Raw genomic sequence first — 14943 nt, forward strand, 5'->3', positions numbered from 1 at the left:
TCCTGCACCATGTGAAACTGCGGCTTTACAAAGTGATTGTCCTCTTCATTAGCTTAAAAAGCGGTTCAAGGTATTAAGTAATAAAGATGATTTGGCATAGGGAAAATTCTTAAGGAAAAAAATATTTTCTTAAGTTTAGAAAAAATGAGCTTATTAGACTAAAATTCACTTATTCATAGGACTTTGGAAAATAATTCAAATATCTATGCACAAATTTAATCGATCCACAGAAATGGCTGTATTCGTTCAGGTAATTGAATCGGAGAGTCTCTCTGCCGCTGCTCGCAAGCTCGACATGACGCCATCAGCAGTCAGTAAGCTTATTAATCGACTGGAGATGCGACTTGGTGTACGGCTGTTGAATAGAACAACACGTAAACTTCAATTAACGGCTGAGGGTTCTGTTTTCTATGAGCGTAGTGTCAGGATTTTGGAGGACATCGTAGCCGCAGAGCAAGAAGCAAATCAGGGAACGGTGCCGCGTGGACGGATACGTGTGAATTGTCATGTTGCTTTTGGAAAACATTGCTTGATGCCTTTATTACCGGACTTCCTGCAATGCTACCCGGAGATCACGCTCGACATCTCGTTATGTGACTTGATAGTGGATTTACTTGATGATCGTAGCGATGTGGCAATTCGTACCGGCCCTCCTCTGGACGACTCATGTCTCATGCTGCGCCGGTTGGGGTCAAGTCGCATGGTTGTGGTAGGATCTCCTTCATACCTTGAAAGAGTAGGGATGCCTGCTATGCCTAGCGATCTGGGTCGCTACAATCGACTTGGTTTTGGTTTCACCCGCCATGTGAAAGCGTGGCCTTTCATCGGTTCGGAAGAGTGGGGACAACAATTGCCTTCAGGGAACTTGTTACTTGGTGATGGAGAAACCATGCGTAAAGCTGCAATAGCAGGACTTGGCTTAGCACGACTGGCTCGTTTCCATGTGAATGCTGATATTCAGGCTGGTTTGTTGCTACCTGTACTTGAGAACTATAATCCTGGCGATAAGGAAGAAATATATGCTGTTTTTGTCGGCACAGGAAGGCAACCTCCATCACGAGTACGGGTATTTCTCGACTATCTAGCAGAGCACATCCATATTGGTGATGGATGGTAATAACCATAAAATTGGGACCACGAAAATATTTGATTGAGTGTTATCGTGGTATCAATGGAATATCTGTATTCAAATTGAGTCAGTGTTAGAAAGGAATAGTTATTTATATATAATAAAATCCACATAAAATTAAGATGAGTATAATTTCTAAATCATCTTAATAAGTGTAATTTTTGTCAAATATAATGTCAGATAATTACTTAATAAAAGATTGTTGTGAGATATTACCAATTTAAAACTGCTGATAGATATTATAATGGTGTTTTTAACGAGATGATTTAAGTTTAATATCATTCGCAACATGTGAATTGAATTTATCAGATAGAAAACAAGCACAAATATACTAACAGGAAATAAATAAGATTCTAAAATAGCGCTACATCTTATACTACCCATAATTCTATGTATAACAATGGGTTGGAGAAGGTCATGTGTAGCAGAATTATGAAACATTATTTATATATCTGATTATTATAAGTTTATTCAAGACGCTCTTAGGAGTTAACGAATTGGTTAAATATTTATATTATACTTTTAATATTGCAGATTGATTCTTTAAATTAAGAGAGATGGAGGAAAATTTATAATCCATATTAGTTTTAGTACTTGTAGTATTGTGAATGTCCTATCAGGTCATTAATATAATAGATAAAATATTTTTTGGGGAGATAACTAATGGGATAATTAATGAGTTACCTTTTTATGGGAAAAGTAACTTATTGAGCTTATTCGTATTATTTATTCGGTTATTTTCCCTATTTTTTTACTGAATTCATCTTGGCATAAAAGATTTTTAGCCTAAACATTTTACCTTAAGGATACCTTTATTAAATTATTTTTTGCGATAATGGTGCATAACAAGGTATATTGATGATTAATTGTCGAATTTACAACAATGAGTGAGGAAAAACATGCGAATTAAAGTTTTGCTCAGCGCTTCAGTGTTGCTACTGCTGGCAGGGTGTACGACCACCAACCAATTAACTTCTGGAGGTTCACAGGTTCTTTTTGTTGACATTAAGCCTGATAGCGAGTGTCAGTTATTAGGTGAAGTGACAGGTACACAAAGCAATTGGATGACTGGTGTAAGTAATGAAAGCAGCTCAATGCGTGGGGCAGTTAATGATTTACGCAATAAAGCCGCAGTCATGGGGGGAAATGTGATTTATGGAGTTACCAGTCCGAGTGAAAGTCTGTTATCGAGCTTTGCTCCACTGGATAGTAAAATAATTGGTCAGGTCTATAAATGCCAGTAATGGCATTCAGAATTTGAATGATATGCCCGGCTGAAAAGTATCCGGGCATGAATTTTTTGTTAATTTTGCCTTAATCCCAAATCAAGAGGTGTTTTACTCGGTTCTCCGCCGATTTCCCTTGCCAGACGTGGTACTAAGTAACCTGAAATTTTTGTCAGTAATTCCCGAATAAGCTCCTTGGCTTCTTCATCATTGACCATAAAGTGGGCGGCGCCTTGTACTTTATCCAGCACGTGAATGTAATAAGGCAGAATGCCTGCATCAAACAGAGCATTGCTCAGATCAGCCAGAATATCAGAATGATTATTGACACCGCGTAACAGCACACTTTGATTTAGTAACGTGATACCTGCTTGTTTCAGCAACATCATACTGTTCCGTAAGGATTGGTCGATCTCATTAGCGTGATTGATATGTGTCACCATGAGTACCTGTAATCTTGATTGCGCCAGCCGATCACAAAGCGTTGTTGTGATCCGGGCAGGAATAACTACAGGCAGACGAGTGTGAATACGCAGTCGTTTGATATGGGAAATTTTTTCTAGATTACTGATTAACCAATCAAGTTCGTGATCTTTTGCCATCAAAGGATCGCCGCCAGAGAAGATAATCTCATCAAGTTCAGGATGTTGCTGGATATAATCTAACGCTTGCTGCCAATTGCGTTTATTACCTTTGTTATCTTCGTATGGGAAATGACGGCGGAAACAATAACGGCAGTTAACCGCACATCCTCCTTTAACCAGCAATAATGCACGATTACGGTATTTATGTAATAGACCGGGGACAGCACTACGTTGTTCATCCAGAGGATCAGTAGAAAAACCAGGTGTAAGCGTGAATTCTTCTGGTGTCGTTATGACCTGAAGCAACAGCGGATCATTAGGATCGTTTACTTGCATACGTGCAACAAAAGCTCTAGGCACCCGTAGTGGAAACAGGCGACGTGCTTCGTTCCCCTTACTCAATGTCGGGTGTTCATCTAAAGATAATAATTGTAATAATTCATCAGGGTCGGTAATAACATCTGTAAGTTGTTTCAGCCAGTCTTCTCTGATGATGATCTTTGGGGTTATAATGTGCGCCATTTTTTGGCTAAGCCATTTTGTTTAGAAAGAGGATCTCCATGGCTACTTATAGTACCAATGAATTCCGTTCAGGTCTTAAAATCATGTTAGATGGCGAGCCGTGCGCTATTCTTGAAAGTGAATTCGTGAAGCCGGGTAAAGGTCAGGCGTTTGCCCGTGTTCGTATTCGTAAGCTGATTTCCGGTAAACTGCTGGAAAAGACTTTCAAATCTACTGATTCTGTAGAATCTGCCGACGTGATGGATATGAACCTGGCTTACCTGTATAACGATGGTGAGTTTTGGCACTTTATGAATAACGAAACCTTCGAGCAATTAGCTGCTGATGAAAAAGCGGTTGGCGATAATGCGAAATGGTTAGTAGAACAAGCTGAGTGTATCTTGACGTTGTGGAATGGTCAGCCTATCTCTGTGACTCCACCAAACTTTGTTGAATTAGAAATTACTGATACTGATCCAGGTCTGAAAGGCGATACCGCAGGTACGGGTGGTAAACCAGCAACTTTGAGCACTGGTGCGGTAGTTAAAGTACCTCTGTTCGTTCAAATTGGTGAAGTGATTAAAGTGGATACCCGTTCTGGTGAATACGTTTCTCGCGTAAAATAATTACCCCGACTGTATTCGATAAAAGCCGCAGTTCTGGAAGCAGACTGTGGTTTTTCTTTATTGGTGATAATACCGGGCATGGCTATTTTATCTTTTAAGCTCACGATATTGTGTTATTGATACTGCAATTTTACACGACTATAATTCATCTCTGTTTCTAATGGTTATCCGGGACGACCTGGATATACTGCCGTTTTCTGGGGACGACTCCACAACTATATATGGGGCGTTGATATGTCCTGGTTTGTTCTTGCTATTGCTGGTTTATTCGAAGTCGTCTGGGCGGTTGGCCTGAAATATACTCATGGTTTCACCCGGTTGATACCGAGCCTTATTACAGCCGGTGCTGTGGCGCTCAGTATGGGGTTGCTTGCTTATGCGATGAAAGGCTTACCGATAGGTACAGCTTATGCGGTGTGGACTGGAATAGGGGCAGTGGGTACTGCCATTTTTGGCATTATAGTGTTCGGTGAATCTGCAAGTTTTGCCCGGATTCTAAGTTTTGTTCTGATTATCGCCGGTATTATCGGTTTGAAATTGTCCAGTTAATATTGAACTGCACTCCAAAGATTTTACATTTTGGCAGTGCAGCTTCTATATGGGATATTCTTTATCAAGAAATACCGACTTTTTGTAGTAGTTCATTATCGAAAGGAGAATAAATGAACCTGCGGAAAGCACAATATTCAGAATAGTTCAACTACAGAGTAAAAACCCCGATTATCGCGACAACACTCAGAATCGCGGCCAGGCCGTAGAAAATCCATTTACTTGCAGGGATATGAATTTTCAGGTCATGCATACCGTGGTGGATACGGTGTGAACCGCACCATAGCGGTAGAATAATCATCAGTAATAGGAACGCACGACCAATAAAGCTCTGACAGAAGGTTAGAATTCGTGTGTAGCTTAACGCTTCCGGTGCTACTCCCAATGGTAAAAGGATTGCTACCAATAAAATAATGGCAGGCGCCACAATTGCGCCCCACATACCACCGGCGCCAAATAATCCCCAAAAAATCGGTTCATCGGAACGTTTAGGTATTTGATTCATTAGATCCTCCTTGAGATTAAAGTAAGGCTATACCTAATATAATCATGGTGACGATAATAGTGACGGTCCATAGTAGTTTGATTACTGGCCCAGATCCCATTTTTTCGCCTTTTATTACTACGTTAGCTGCCTTCGGCGCTAGCTCAAACCAGGTTTTAGTATGCAGCAGAGCACCTAGCAGAGTGATGATATTAATCAGCAGGATGACGGGGTTTTTCAGGAACGTGATAAATTCATCCCAGCTTTGTGCGCCGCCTTTTAAAGCAAATAGACCGTATATCAATAAGATACTGAACCACATAGTCGTAACGGCGGTACTTTCACGCAGAATATAGAAGCGGTAAAAGCCCAGTTTCCGCCACCAGTTGGGAGCCATGCTGCGGATATAAGGTTTACGTTTAGTTGTCATTACTCTCTTCCTCCCCCTTATCGTGGTTTTAGCATGGCGATCATGAAATCTTTCGCGCTTTCGATCTTGCCTTGTTGGATAGCCGCGGCTGGATCGACATGTTTCGGACAGACCTCAGAACAGTAACCAACGAATGTACAGCTCCATACCCCATTCTGGCTGTTAAGTTGGGGCATACGCTTCTTCTTACCGTGGTCGCGGTTGTCGAGGTTATAACGGTGAGCCAGCGTGATTGCAGCCGGGCCGATAAATTCAGGGTTCAGACCAAACTGAGGGCAAGCGGCATAACATAAGCCACAGTTGATACAGCCGGAAAATTGATGATATTTCGCCATCTGTGCTGGAGTTTGAATATTTGGGCCTTCAAAAGGTTTGCGGTCATTCCCGATGATGTATGGTTTGATCGCTTCCAGACTTTCAATAAAGTGGGTCATATCCACTACCAGGTCACGTTCAATAGGGAAGTTAGCCAGCGCTTCAACTCTCATTCCTTGAGGATAATCACGCAGGAAGGTTTTACAGGCTAACTTCGGCACGCGGTTAACCATCATGCCGCAAGAGCCACAGATAGCCATACGGCAAGACCAGCGGTAAGAGAGATCGGGAGCGAGATTGTCTTTAATGTAACCTAGGGCATCAAGTAGAGAAGTCTGCTCATCATAAGGAATTTCATAGGTTATAAAATGGGGTTTATGGTCACTTTCTGGATTATAGCGCATGACCTCCACTCTCAGGGTGTTCATATCAACCATTCTCCTGCTCCTTATATTTTTTCTCTTGTGCTGCGGCTTCACCGCCATATACACGTTTTGCGGGTATGGATTTGGTGATTTTCACATCGCTGTATTCTAGATGAGGGATACTTCCAGAGTTATAGAAAGCGAGCGTATGTTTTAGGAAGTATTCATCATCACGTTCGGTACAACCTTCATCCAGACGTTGATGGGCGCCACGGGACTCTTTACGGTTTATCGCAGAGTGAATCATACATTCAGCCACATCCAAGCCAAAGCCAAGCTCAATGGTGTACAGTAGATCCGTGTTGAACACATTGGTGTTATCGGTGATTTTCACTCGTTTGAAGCGGTCTTTTAGTTCAGCAATCTTATCAGCCGTTTTTAGCATCAGTTCAGGGGTGCGATAGATACCGCAGCCTTCTTCCATCGAGATCCCCATTTCATCACGGATCTTCGACCAACTTTCCGTTCCTTCCTGTTTTAGTAAGTTGTTCAAACGTGCTGAGACATCACGTGTCTGGGCATCCAATAAGCGGTTATTAATGGGTTTGGTTTGCTGAACATGTTTAACCGCTTCTTCACCCGCCAGACGGCCAAAGACCACCAATTCAGCGAGAGAATTGGAACCAAGGCGGTTTGCACCATGCAGGCCGACAGAAGAACATTCACCAACGGCGAACAGTCCTTTAATGCGGGTTTCACATTTCTGGTCAGTTTCAATACCGCCCATAGTGTAATGTGCCGTAGGTCGGACCGGAATGGGCTTTTTAACGGGATCAACGCCAACATACGCTTTTGCCAGTTCACAGATGAAGGGGAGGCGTTCAAGTAATTTTTTCTCTCCTAAATGGCGTAGATCGAGATAAACCACATCGCCACGCGGAGTTGAAATAGTACGACCGGCGCGCCATTCATGCCAAAAAGCTTGAGAAACTTTGTCGCGGGGACCTAGTTCCATATATTTGTTTTCAGGTTTGCCTAATGGAGTTTCAGGGCCAAGGCCATAATCTTGTAAATAGCGGTAACCATCTTTGTTGACTAGAATTCCGCCTTCACCACGACAACCTTCTGTCATTAGGATACCGGAACCTGGCAGACCGGTTGGATGATACTGAACAAATTCCATATCACGCAGTGGTACGCCATGACGGAATGCCATGCCCATACCATCACCGGTCACGATACCACCGTTGGTATTGTAACGGTATACACGGCCTGCACCGCCGGTTGCCATAATGACGGCATTGGCTCTTATCTGAATTTTAGCGCCTTCCATCATATTTAGTGCAACCAGACCGCATGCTTGCCCTTCGTCCACCAGAATATCGAGGACGAAATGTTCATCGAAGCGCTGGATTTGAGGGTACTTAAGAGAAGTCTGGAATAGCGTATGCAGCATGTGGAAGCCAGTTTTATCGGCAGCGAACCAAGTACGCTCTATTTTCATACCACCAAAACGGCGCACGTTGACGGAACCATCTTCTTTACGACTCCACGGACAGCCCCACTGCTCTAGCTGGATCATTTCTGTTGGGCAGTGTTCGACGAAATATTCAACAACATCTTGCTCACATAACCAGTCACCGCCGGATACCGTGTCGTTGAAATGGAAGTCATAGGAGTCGTGCGCTTGGGTGACTGCCGCTGATCCACCTTCCGCTGCCACAGTGTGGCTACGCATTGGGTAAACTTTTGAGATCAGAGCAATCTTCATTTGAGGATTAACTTCAGCGGCGGCAATTGCGGCACGTAGACCCGCTCCTCCGGCTCCGATAATAGCGAGATCGGCATTAAAGATTTGCACTGTGCTTCTCCATTGTTTAAGTGAAATTAATTAGTAAGCAAAATCGTCGTAACTTTCCTAAATATTGTTGTTATTGTTTCTTATATAGCAAGATTTTTTAGGTAAAATCCTGTGCTTTAACGATTAAGGACAGCTATTTATTACTATTTGTATTGGATTAAGTATAGCGATTTCCAAGTGAGATAAATTTGATATGAAAGGGTATTATTGTCAGATTTAGTTACAAAAATATGATCTGAGACAGGAATAAGTTATTTTTTTCTTCCGTTCATCACGATCTGGTAATGAGAGTGCCTTTTGAGGAAAATAATGGAGTGTTATGGTGGGGCTGAGCACACAGTCTGTGTAGTGTGAATTTAACTTATCTGATATTTTTGTCAGTATTAGAAATTGTGTAAATATTCAGTGAGATTCAGATAATTTATTTCTTCTGATGATATTATAATTAATAATCTTAAGTTATTTTTATTTTCTATAATTATTATTTAAATTAAATATAAAAATGACTTCTGTTTGTTTTATGGATGTTATAATTGAAAGTAAAATAACCATGTTATTGAAAATAGATGTGGAAATATAATTTGATATTTTATTTTAATGACCTATTATTTAGTAAAGGAGTTTTGTTTTTACAGGTAAAGGGATAAGTAATATTTAAATAGTTTTTCATGATTAAAGTCATTTTACTTAATTAATTTAAGAAATAAAAATGTATTTAAATAGGAGAATATTATGGGATTACCAAATATCACTATTGCATTGCAAGCAGATAATAATCTCTACCTGAGTCGAGTAGATCAGGCGGGGGTTCAGTATATTGAAGCTGTTAAATCTGCCATTGATATATACTCAAGATATAAATTAATACAGCTTAGTACCAATACGATAGCGCTTCTTGCTGATAATAATCGTTATTTGAGCCGGATTAGTCGAGTTGGTGGTGATTATATTGAAGCTGAGAAATCAAGTATTGATGTTTATTCTACGTTTACAGTAGAGGATGTCGGATGTAATGTGATAGCTCTACGTGCAGATAACGGAAAGTATTTAAGTCGAATCACTCAGAATGGTGTTGATTACATTAAGCCGGATAAAGTTAATTTAGATGTGTATTGCCACTTTAAAGTTACCACGCTAATTGCATAAATAATGATCTTTACTTGAGTTTTTTATGGTGGCCAGGTAAAACTGGCCACTATTATTTTGTCTTATTTTTTGCACTAATAATATCAGCTATTTAATATGTCAGATAAAAACTTATTACTTATTTTAAGATAATTAGATAATAATGGGTTTTAAAGTTATTTATAATGTTGCAATTAATGATTTCAAATAACTTTTTATTTTGTTTATAGTTTATTGTTTTATAATTTAAATGTGAAAACTATTTATGCTTAATGAATATTATAATTAAATCTTAAATGATTATATCATTCAAAATAATACAAAAATATATTTTGGTATTTAATAATCATATTTGTTGTATATATTCATTGAAAATAATTTATATTTACAGGAGTAGTGAAATGTGATGTTTAAATTAATGTGTTATAAATAATATAGTTGAATGAAATAAATTAAATATATTTAAATAGGAGAATGTTATGGGATTATCAAGTAGCCCTATTGCATTACAAGCAGATAATGGGTTCTATTTAAGTCGAATTGATCGAGGAGGCGGGTTTGACTTTATTGAAGCTAATAAATCTATTATTGACATTTACACCAAATATTCTGCAACACAACTTAGCTCTAATAAGATAGCCCTTCGTGCAAGCAATGGTCTCTATTTAAGTCGGATCTCTCTGGCTGGTAGCGATTATATAGTAGCGACAAAATCAGACATTGATATTTATTCTACTTTTACTTTAGAGTATATCGACGATAATGTGGTAGCTTTGTGTGCGGATAATGGAAAATATCTGAGTCGGATCAATGCTGGTGGTATTTTTAACTATATTAAACCGGATAAATACGACTTGGATATATATTGCCAGTTTAAAGTTATAAATCTGTAATTGGATAATTTTGATCTTTACTGCATCTTATCATGGTGGTCAATTTTATCTGACCACTATTATTTTAATAGTAAAATAATAGGATTGGTTAATTAATATTATAGATGAAATGTTAATTATATTTCATAAGAATTTTATTGATAATGTATTCTTTATGTTACTAGTTATATAATTATCATCTTAAATTATTTTTCAGTTTCCTTATAATGTCTTAATTTTAATTTAAATATGACAATTTCTTCTGGTTATTTAATAATTACAAGTAATAACTGGCTATATCGTCCATAATAAATAGAAGATATATTTTATTGTTTAATGGTAATAGTATATATTCAACAAGGGAATTTAATTTCTATGGGCATAGAGAGTCAATGTGAGGTTTAAATGATATTCTATAAAGTTATTAATTATACCCTATAGATTTCAAGATGGATCGCGACGGCAAGGGAGCGAATCCCCGGGAGCATAGGTAACTATGTGACTGGGGTGAGTGAGTGCAGCCAACAAAGAGGCAACTTGAAAGATGACGGGTATATATTTAAACGGAGGCTATGATGGCATTATCAGAGCACACTATCGCATTGCAGGCAGATAATGGCCTTTATCTGAGTCGATTCAATATAGGAAGTATTAATTATATTCAGGCTGTAAGATATACTATTGGTGCTTCTTCCCGGTATGTAGTGACGCTATTTAATGCTTATACAATGGCACTTCGGGCAGACAATGGGCTCTATTTGAGTCGGGTTGTTCGGCCTGGTGGTAATTATATTGAGGCTTCAAAATTGAATATTGATGCTCATTCTACGTTTATTGTAGAAGATGTCGGCTATAATTTGATAGCACTAAAGGCAGATAATGGAAAATATCTGACTCGGCTTAAAACGAAAGGTATTCATTATATTAAGGCTGATAAAACCAATATAGACGGATTTTGCCATTTTAAATTGATAACTCTGTTAGAGTAAATAGTGATTTTGGCTGGTATTGGTTTTGTTTTGTCAGGAAAAAAGCTATCACTATTTTATTTTTATCCGACGGTAATATTTGGGCAGATAGATAATAATATATCCGGTAGTAGTCATCTGCGATAGTCTTGATGCGAGACAGACTAAGTTGTTCCGGGATGATCAGACGGTAATAATTTGTCTGATATGTGTGATGCAGGTAGACTGCACGTTTGGTTTTATTTTGGAGTCATTTACATGAGCGAAACAGCAAACTGGCAGCCAAGCGCACCTATCGCCAACTTGTTGAAACGAGCGACTATTTTAGCAGAAATACGGCGCTTTTTCGCAGATCGTGGGGTATTGGAAGTTGAAACGCCTGCGATGGGTCAGTTTACAGTGACTGATATTCAATTATTTGCTTTTCAGACGGAGTTTGTTGGTCCGGGTGCTGCGGATGGTATGGCTCTTTATATGATGACAAGCCCGGAATATCACATGAAGCGCCTGCTGGCAGCAGGAAGCGGTCCTATTTATCAGCTTGGTCGTTGCTTCCGTAATGAAGAGGCGGGTCGTTATCATAATCCTGAATTTACCATGTTGGAATGGTATCGGCCTCACTATGATATGTATCGTTTGATGAATGAAGTTGATGATTTGCTCCAACAGATCCTTGATTGTGAAAATGCAGAATCACTCTCTTATCAGCAAGCTTTCCTGCGTTATCTGGATATTGACCCGCTATCAGCAGAGAAAGAAAAATTGCGTGAAGTCGCGGCCAAACTGGATCTGAGTAATATTGCCGATAGAGAAGAAGACCGGGATACTTTATTACAGCTTTTGTTTGCTGTTGGTGTTGAACCGCATATTGGTACTGAAAAGCCAACTTTTATCTACCATTTTCCGGCTTCTCAGGCTTCTTTGGCGGAAATCAGCAAAGAAGATCATCGGGTGGCAGAGCGTTTTGAAGTCTATTTTAAAGGCGTTGAATTGGCAAATGGCTTCCGTGAGCTAACTGATAGTCATGAGCAGCGTCAGCGTTTTGAACAGGATAACCGTAAACGTGCAGAGTTAGGTTTACCTGTTCGACCAATTGATGAAAATCTGATTGGCGCCCTGAAACAAGGGATGCCTGAGTGTGCAGGTGTGGCGCTTGGAGTCGATCGTTTAGTCATGTTGGCTTTGCGGGCTGAAAAGCTCAGTGATGTTATGGCCTTTTCGATAACTAAGGCGTAATTATCAAGCGGCAGGAACAAGGCGCTGATTAAGGCGCCTTGTTTGCATCTTATTTATGTTGATGCTGTTTTTGCAAGAATTTCACCCCTAAATCGGGAAAATCGGTGAATACACCGTCTACGCCCGCTTGGTTATACATGATATCGAAAAGTTGATCGCTATTGGTGGCGTATTTAGGCAGTTGATCAACCCGAATCGTGTATGGATGGACTTCTATATTATTGGCGTGAGCCTCTTTCGCCATACCGGTTAACTTAATATTGGTTAGTGTGGAATCCTCAGACACAATCATATGATAATCAGGGCCAATGCCATCAGCATATTTTGCCACTTGTTTCATAGCACCTGGTTTGAACATCCAGTCATAGCTGTAATTTGTCCATTGGCCGTCTGATTGTTTTTCATAAGTTTCATTCCAGTCGGTGTAGGCGATAAGTTGAACTAGTTTCAGATCCATGCCTAACTTGGGTTGCAGTTCGTTTTTGATGCGTTTAAGTTCGTTGACATCAAAACATTGCAGATAAACTTTGTCGCTTTTCTTGGTGTAACCATACTCTTTTAGCACTGTCAGCACCTTAGTGGAAATATCTTTACCCTCTTGTTGGTGGAACCACGGTGCTTTAATCTCTGGGTAAATACCGATGCTTTTGCCGGTAGATTTATTTAATCCTTGAACAAACTCAATCTCTTCCTGAAAAGTATGGATTCGGAAATCAGATTTCCACATCGGGAAACGGTTGGCGAAGTTCTGTACCTGTTGATTATTTTTAATATCGAAGCCTTCCGTGAATTTTAATGACTTGATTTCAGATAAGGTAAAGTCGATGGCATAGTAGCGTCCATCTTGGCGAGCACGGTTAGGGAATTTATCGGCAACGTCAGTGACACGATCAAGGTAGTGGTCATGTAAGACTACCAGTTCATTATCTTTAGTCATGACCAGATCTTGTTCCAGATAATCAGCACCTTCGGCATAAGCCATCGCTTTGGCTGGTAGAGTGTGTTCAGGCAGATATCCACTTGCGCCTCGATGGGCGATAACAATCTTATCTGCCGCTTGTGTGATGCCTGACATCGATGAGGCTAAAATAATACCTGTTATTATTGTTTTGATTGGAGTTTGCATGTGTGTTTCTCCGTTTTAGTTATGAGGTGAACTTTATCTCATTAAACTGTGTGTTTGGTTGTGTTAATCATGCTTATTGGCATAGTTTCTTATTTTAGAGGCTGAAAAAAAACCGCGACATATAGATAATGACGCGGCTCAATTAATATTATCAGCGATATATCACAGTTTAATGACAGAGGTTATCCATATTATTGGACTATTTCTTGTTTATGTTTTTTTTCGGTAATCGTGACGATTAGCAATAGAATAACGGACAAGATACTACCACCAATCATTACCATAAAGCCGCTGTCCCAACCGAAAAAGTCAACGGTGTAGCCGATGATAGCACTTGCGGCAACAGAGCCGCCTAAGTAACCAAATAAGCCAGTGAAGCCGGCGGCGGTACCTGCGGCTTTCTTAGGAGCCAGCTCAAGGGCATGCAGACCAGTCAGCATAACTGGGCCGTAGATAAGGAAACCAATAGTCAGCATACAAGCCATATCCACCGTTGGGTTACCTGGTGGGTTCAACCAGAATACGATAGTTGCAATCGTAACCAGTGTCATAAAGAACACGCCGGTTGCACCACGGTTACCTTTAAATATTTTGTCTGACATCCAACCGCATAGTAGCGTGCCTGGGATACCGGCATATTCGTACAGGAAATAAGCCCATGAAGATTTATCCAGTGCGAAATGCTTGGCTTCACGTAGATAAGTTGGTGACCAATCAAGAATGCCGTAACGTAGCAGATAAACAAATACGTTAGCCATAGCAACCATCCACAGCAGTTTGTTCGGTAACACGTACTGCATGAAAATCTGTTTAGCGGTTAATTCTTTTTCATCTTTCTCTGTATAGTCAGATGGATAGTCGTTTTTATACTCTTCGATTGGTGGCAAGCCACAGGATTGTGGTGTGTCACGCATCAGCGCGAACGCAATCAATGCAACGAAAATAGCGGCGAAAGCTGGCATATAGAGTGCGGCTTTCCAGTCATTGAACCACGCCATACCTAACAGGAATAGCAATGGTGGTAAGCCTCCGCCAACATTGTGCGCGCAGTTCCAGATAGAAACGATACCGCCACGCTCTTTCTGTGACCACCAGTGCACCATAGTACGACCACAAGGAGGCCAACCCATACCCTGGAACCAGCCACATAGGAACAACAGTATGAACATGGTAGTGATGCTGGAAGTTGCCCAAGGTACGAAACCCATAAACAGCATCACAATAGCCGCAAGGAGCAGACCGGCGGGTAAGAAGAATCGTGGGTTGGAACGGTCGGATACGGAGCCCATGATGAATTTGGAGAAACCGTATGCGATAGAGATCCCTGATAGCGCGAAACCGAGCTCACCTTTGGAGAAACCCTGCTCAACCAGATAAGGCATTGCCAGAGCAAAATTTTTCCTTACCAAATAATAAGCCGCGTAGCCAAAGAAAATCCCCATAAAAATTTGCCAGCGTAAGCGACGATAGACGGGATCTATCTGTTCTGTTGACAGCCGGGGCTTATGAGGCGCCGGCTTGAAAATACTTAACATATTTTGCCTCC

15 protein-coding genes are annotated in these 14943 nt (G+C 40.3%); 8 read left to right on the plus strand and 7 right to left on the minus strand.

The window, feature by feature from the left end; translation table 11 throughout:
* Positions 1-232: 232 nt before the first annotated feature.
* Both Phpb_RS18625 and Phpb_RS18630 read left to right on the plus strand, forming a co-directional pair.
* A complete protein-coding gene (locus tag Phpb_RS18625) occupies positions 233-1117 on the plus strand; it encodes a LysR family transcriptional regulator (protein WP_240492611.1) in 885 nt (294 codons plus the stop codon).
* 911 nt (positions 1118-2028) lie between these two features.
* On the plus strand, positions 2029-2373 hold the full coding sequence (locus Phpb_RS18630) for a DUF4156 domain-containing protein (RefSeq protein WP_065391660.1): 345 nt from the start codon (positions 2029-2031) through the stop codon (positions 2371-2373).
* A 59-nt stretch (positions 2374-2432) separates the two neighbouring features.
* Here the strand turns inward: Phpb_RS18630 and epmB are convergent, their stop codons facing one another.
* Positions 2433-3461, minus strand: a complete 1029-nt coding sequence (gene epmB, locus Phpb_RS18635; RefSeq protein ID WP_065391661.1) for an EF-P beta-lysylation protein EpmB — start codon at positions 3459-3461, stop codon at positions 2433-2435.
* Positions 3462-3499: 38 nt separating this feature from the next.
* Between epmB and efp the strand changes: the two genes are divergently transcribed.
* Positions 3500-4066, plus strand: coding sequence for an elongation factor P (gene efp, locus Phpb_RS18640; RefSeq protein WP_065391662.1), 567 nt, complete (start codon positions 3500-3502; stop codon positions 4064-4066).
* A 234-nt stretch (positions 4067-4300) separates the two neighbouring features.
* Positions 4301-4615 (plus strand): quaternary ammonium compound efflux SMR transporter SugE, encoded by a 315-nt coding sequence (gene sugE / locus Phpb_RS18645; protein ID WP_065391663.1) that lies wholly within the window; start codon positions 4301-4303, stop codon positions 4613-4615.
* Between the two features lie 151 nt (positions 4616-4766).
* Here sugE and frdD read toward each other — a convergent pair whose 3' ends face one another.
* From frdD to frdA, 4 genes are read right to left on the minus strand one after another with little or no spacing between them, the layout of a single operon-like run.
* Positions 4767-5120, minus strand: a complete 354-nt coding sequence (frdD, locus tag Phpb_RS18650; protein WP_065391664.1) for a fumarate reductase subunit FrdD — start codon at positions 5118-5120, stop codon at positions 4767-4769.
* Positions 5121-5136: 16 nt separating this feature from the next.
* The gene (gene frdC / locus Phpb_RS18655) at positions 5137-5529 is read right to left on the minus strand and encodes a fumarate reductase subunit FrdC (protein WP_065391665.1); all 393 of its coding nucleotides are present in this window, start codon (positions 5527-5529) and stop codon (positions 5137-5139) included.
* A 17-nt stretch (positions 5530-5546) separates the two neighbouring features.
* Complete coding sequence (locus tag Phpb_RS18660; protein WP_065391666.1) at positions 5547-6281, minus strand: succinate dehydrogenase/fumarate reductase iron-sulfur subunit; 735 nt, start codon at positions 6279-6281, stop codon at positions 5547-5549.
* A complete protein-coding gene (gene frdA / locus Phpb_RS18665; RefSeq protein WP_065391667.1) occupies positions 6274-8070 on the minus strand; it encodes a fumarate reductase (quinol) flavoprotein subunit in 1797 nt (598 codons plus the stop codon). Before frdA ends, Phpb_RS18660 begins: the two co-directional genes overlap by 8 nt.
* Before the next feature lie 732 nt (positions 8071-8802).
* Between frdA and Phpb_RS18670 the strand changes: the two genes are divergently transcribed.
* The 4 genes from Phpb_RS18670 to epmA all read left to right on the plus strand — a co-directional run bounded on the left by Phpb_RS18670 (position 8803) and on the right by epmA (position 12271).
* Positions 8803-9216, plus strand: a complete 414-nt coding sequence (locus tag Phpb_RS18670; protein ID WP_065391668.1) for a fascin domain-containing protein — start codon at positions 8803-8805, stop codon at positions 9214-9216.
* Between the two features lie 458 nt (positions 9217-9674).
* Positions 9675-10088 carry a fascin domain-containing protein gene (locus Phpb_RS18675; protein ID WP_065391669.1) on the plus strand — a complete coding sequence of 138 codons (414 nt, stop codon included), beginning with the start codon at positions 9675-9677 and terminating at the stop codon, positions 10086-10088.
* Positions 10089-10639: 551 nt separating this feature from the next.
* Entirely contained in the window at positions 10640-11056 is a 417-nt protein-coding gene (locus Phpb_RS18680; RefSeq protein WP_240492612.1) for a fascin domain-containing protein, read from the plus strand.
* A gap of 237 nt (positions 11057-11293) precedes the next feature.
* The gene (gene epmA, locus Phpb_RS18685; RefSeq protein ID WP_065391671.1) at positions 11294-12271 is read left to right on the plus strand and encodes an elongation factor P--(R)-beta-lysine ligase; all 978 of its coding nucleotides are present in this window, start codon (positions 11294-11296) and stop codon (positions 12269-12271) included.
* 49 nt (positions 12272-12320) lie between these two features.
* On the opposite strand, the gene glpQ is transcribed toward epmA, so the two are convergent.
* Together glpQ and glpT are read right to left on the minus strand one after the other, a co-directional pair.
* Positions 12321-13397, minus strand: a complete 1077-nt coding sequence (glpQ, locus tag Phpb_RS18690) for a glycerophosphodiester phosphodiesterase (RefSeq protein ID WP_065391672.1) — start codon at positions 13395-13397, stop codon at positions 12321-12323.
* Between the two features lie 191 nt (positions 13398-13588).
* Positions 13589-14932, minus strand: coding sequence for a glycerol-3-phosphate transporter (gene glpT / locus Phpb_RS18695; protein WP_065391673.1), 1344 nt, complete (start codon positions 14930-14932; stop codon positions 13589-13591).
* Between the last annotated feature and the right edge of the window lie 11 nt (positions 14933-14943).

The organism is Photorhabdus namnaonensis (assembly GCF_001684335.1).
GTDB classification, from domain to species: Bacteria; Pseudomonadota; Gammaproteobacteria; order Enterobacterales; family Enterobacteriaceae; genus Photorhabdus; species Photorhabdus namnaonensis.

What these genes read in the sequence shown, in the direction of transcription:
- Phpb_RS18625 (WP_240492611.1), top strand. Translation starts at nt 233, where the DNA reads ATGGCTGTATTCGTTCAGGTAATTGAATCGGAGAGTCTCTCTGCCGCT.
- Phpb_RS18630 (WP_065391660.1), top strand. Translation starts at nt 2,029, where the DNA reads ATGCGAATTAAAGTTTTGCTCAGCGCTTCAGTGTTGCTACTGCTGGCA.
- epmB (WP_065391661.1), bottom strand. Translation starts at nt 3,461, where the DNA reads ATGGCGCACATTATAACCCCAAAGATCATCATCAGAGAAGACTGGCTG.
- efp (WP_065391662.1), top strand. Translation starts at nt 3,500, where the DNA reads ATGGCTACTTATAGTACCAATGAATTCCGTTCAGGTCTTAAAATCATG.
- sugE (WP_065391663.1), top strand. Translation starts at nt 4,301, where the DNA reads ATGTCCTGGTTTGTTCTTGCTATTGCTGGTTTATTCGAAGTCGTCTGG.
- frdD (WP_065391664.1), bottom strand. Translation starts at nt 5,120, where the DNA reads ATGAATCAAATACCTAAACGTTCCGATGAACCGATTTTTTGGGGATTA.
- frdC (WP_065391665.1), bottom strand. Translation starts at nt 5,529, where the DNA reads ATGACAACTAAACGTAAACCTTATATCCGCAGCATGGCTCCCAACTGG.
- Phpb_RS18660 (WP_065391666.1), bottom strand. Translation starts at nt 6,281, where the DNA reads ATGGTTGATATGAACACCCTGAGAGTGGAGGTCATGCGCTATAATCCA.
- Phpb_RS18670 (WP_065391668.1), top strand. Translation starts at nt 8,803, where the DNA reads ATGGGATTACCAAATATCACTATTGCATTGCAAGCAGATAATAATCTC.
- Phpb_RS18675 (WP_065391669.1), top strand. Translation starts at nt 9,675, where the DNA reads ATGGGATTATCAAGTAGCCCTATTGCATTACAAGCAGATAATGGGTTC.
- Phpb_RS18680 (WP_240492612.1), top strand. Translation starts at nt 10,640, where the DNA reads ATGATGGCATTATCAGAGCACACTATCGCATTGCAGGCAGATAATGGC.
- epmA (WP_065391671.1), top strand. Translation starts at nt 11,294, where the DNA reads ATGAGCGAAACAGCAAACTGGCAGCCAAGCGCACCTATCGCCAACTTG.
- glpQ (WP_065391672.1), bottom strand. Translation starts at nt 13,397, where the DNA reads ATGCAAACTCCAATCAAAACAATAATAACAGGTATTATTTTAGCCTCA.
- glpT (WP_065391673.1), bottom strand. Translation starts at nt 14,932, where the DNA reads ATGTTAAGTATTTTCAAGCCGGCGCCTCATAAGCCCCGGCTGTCAACA.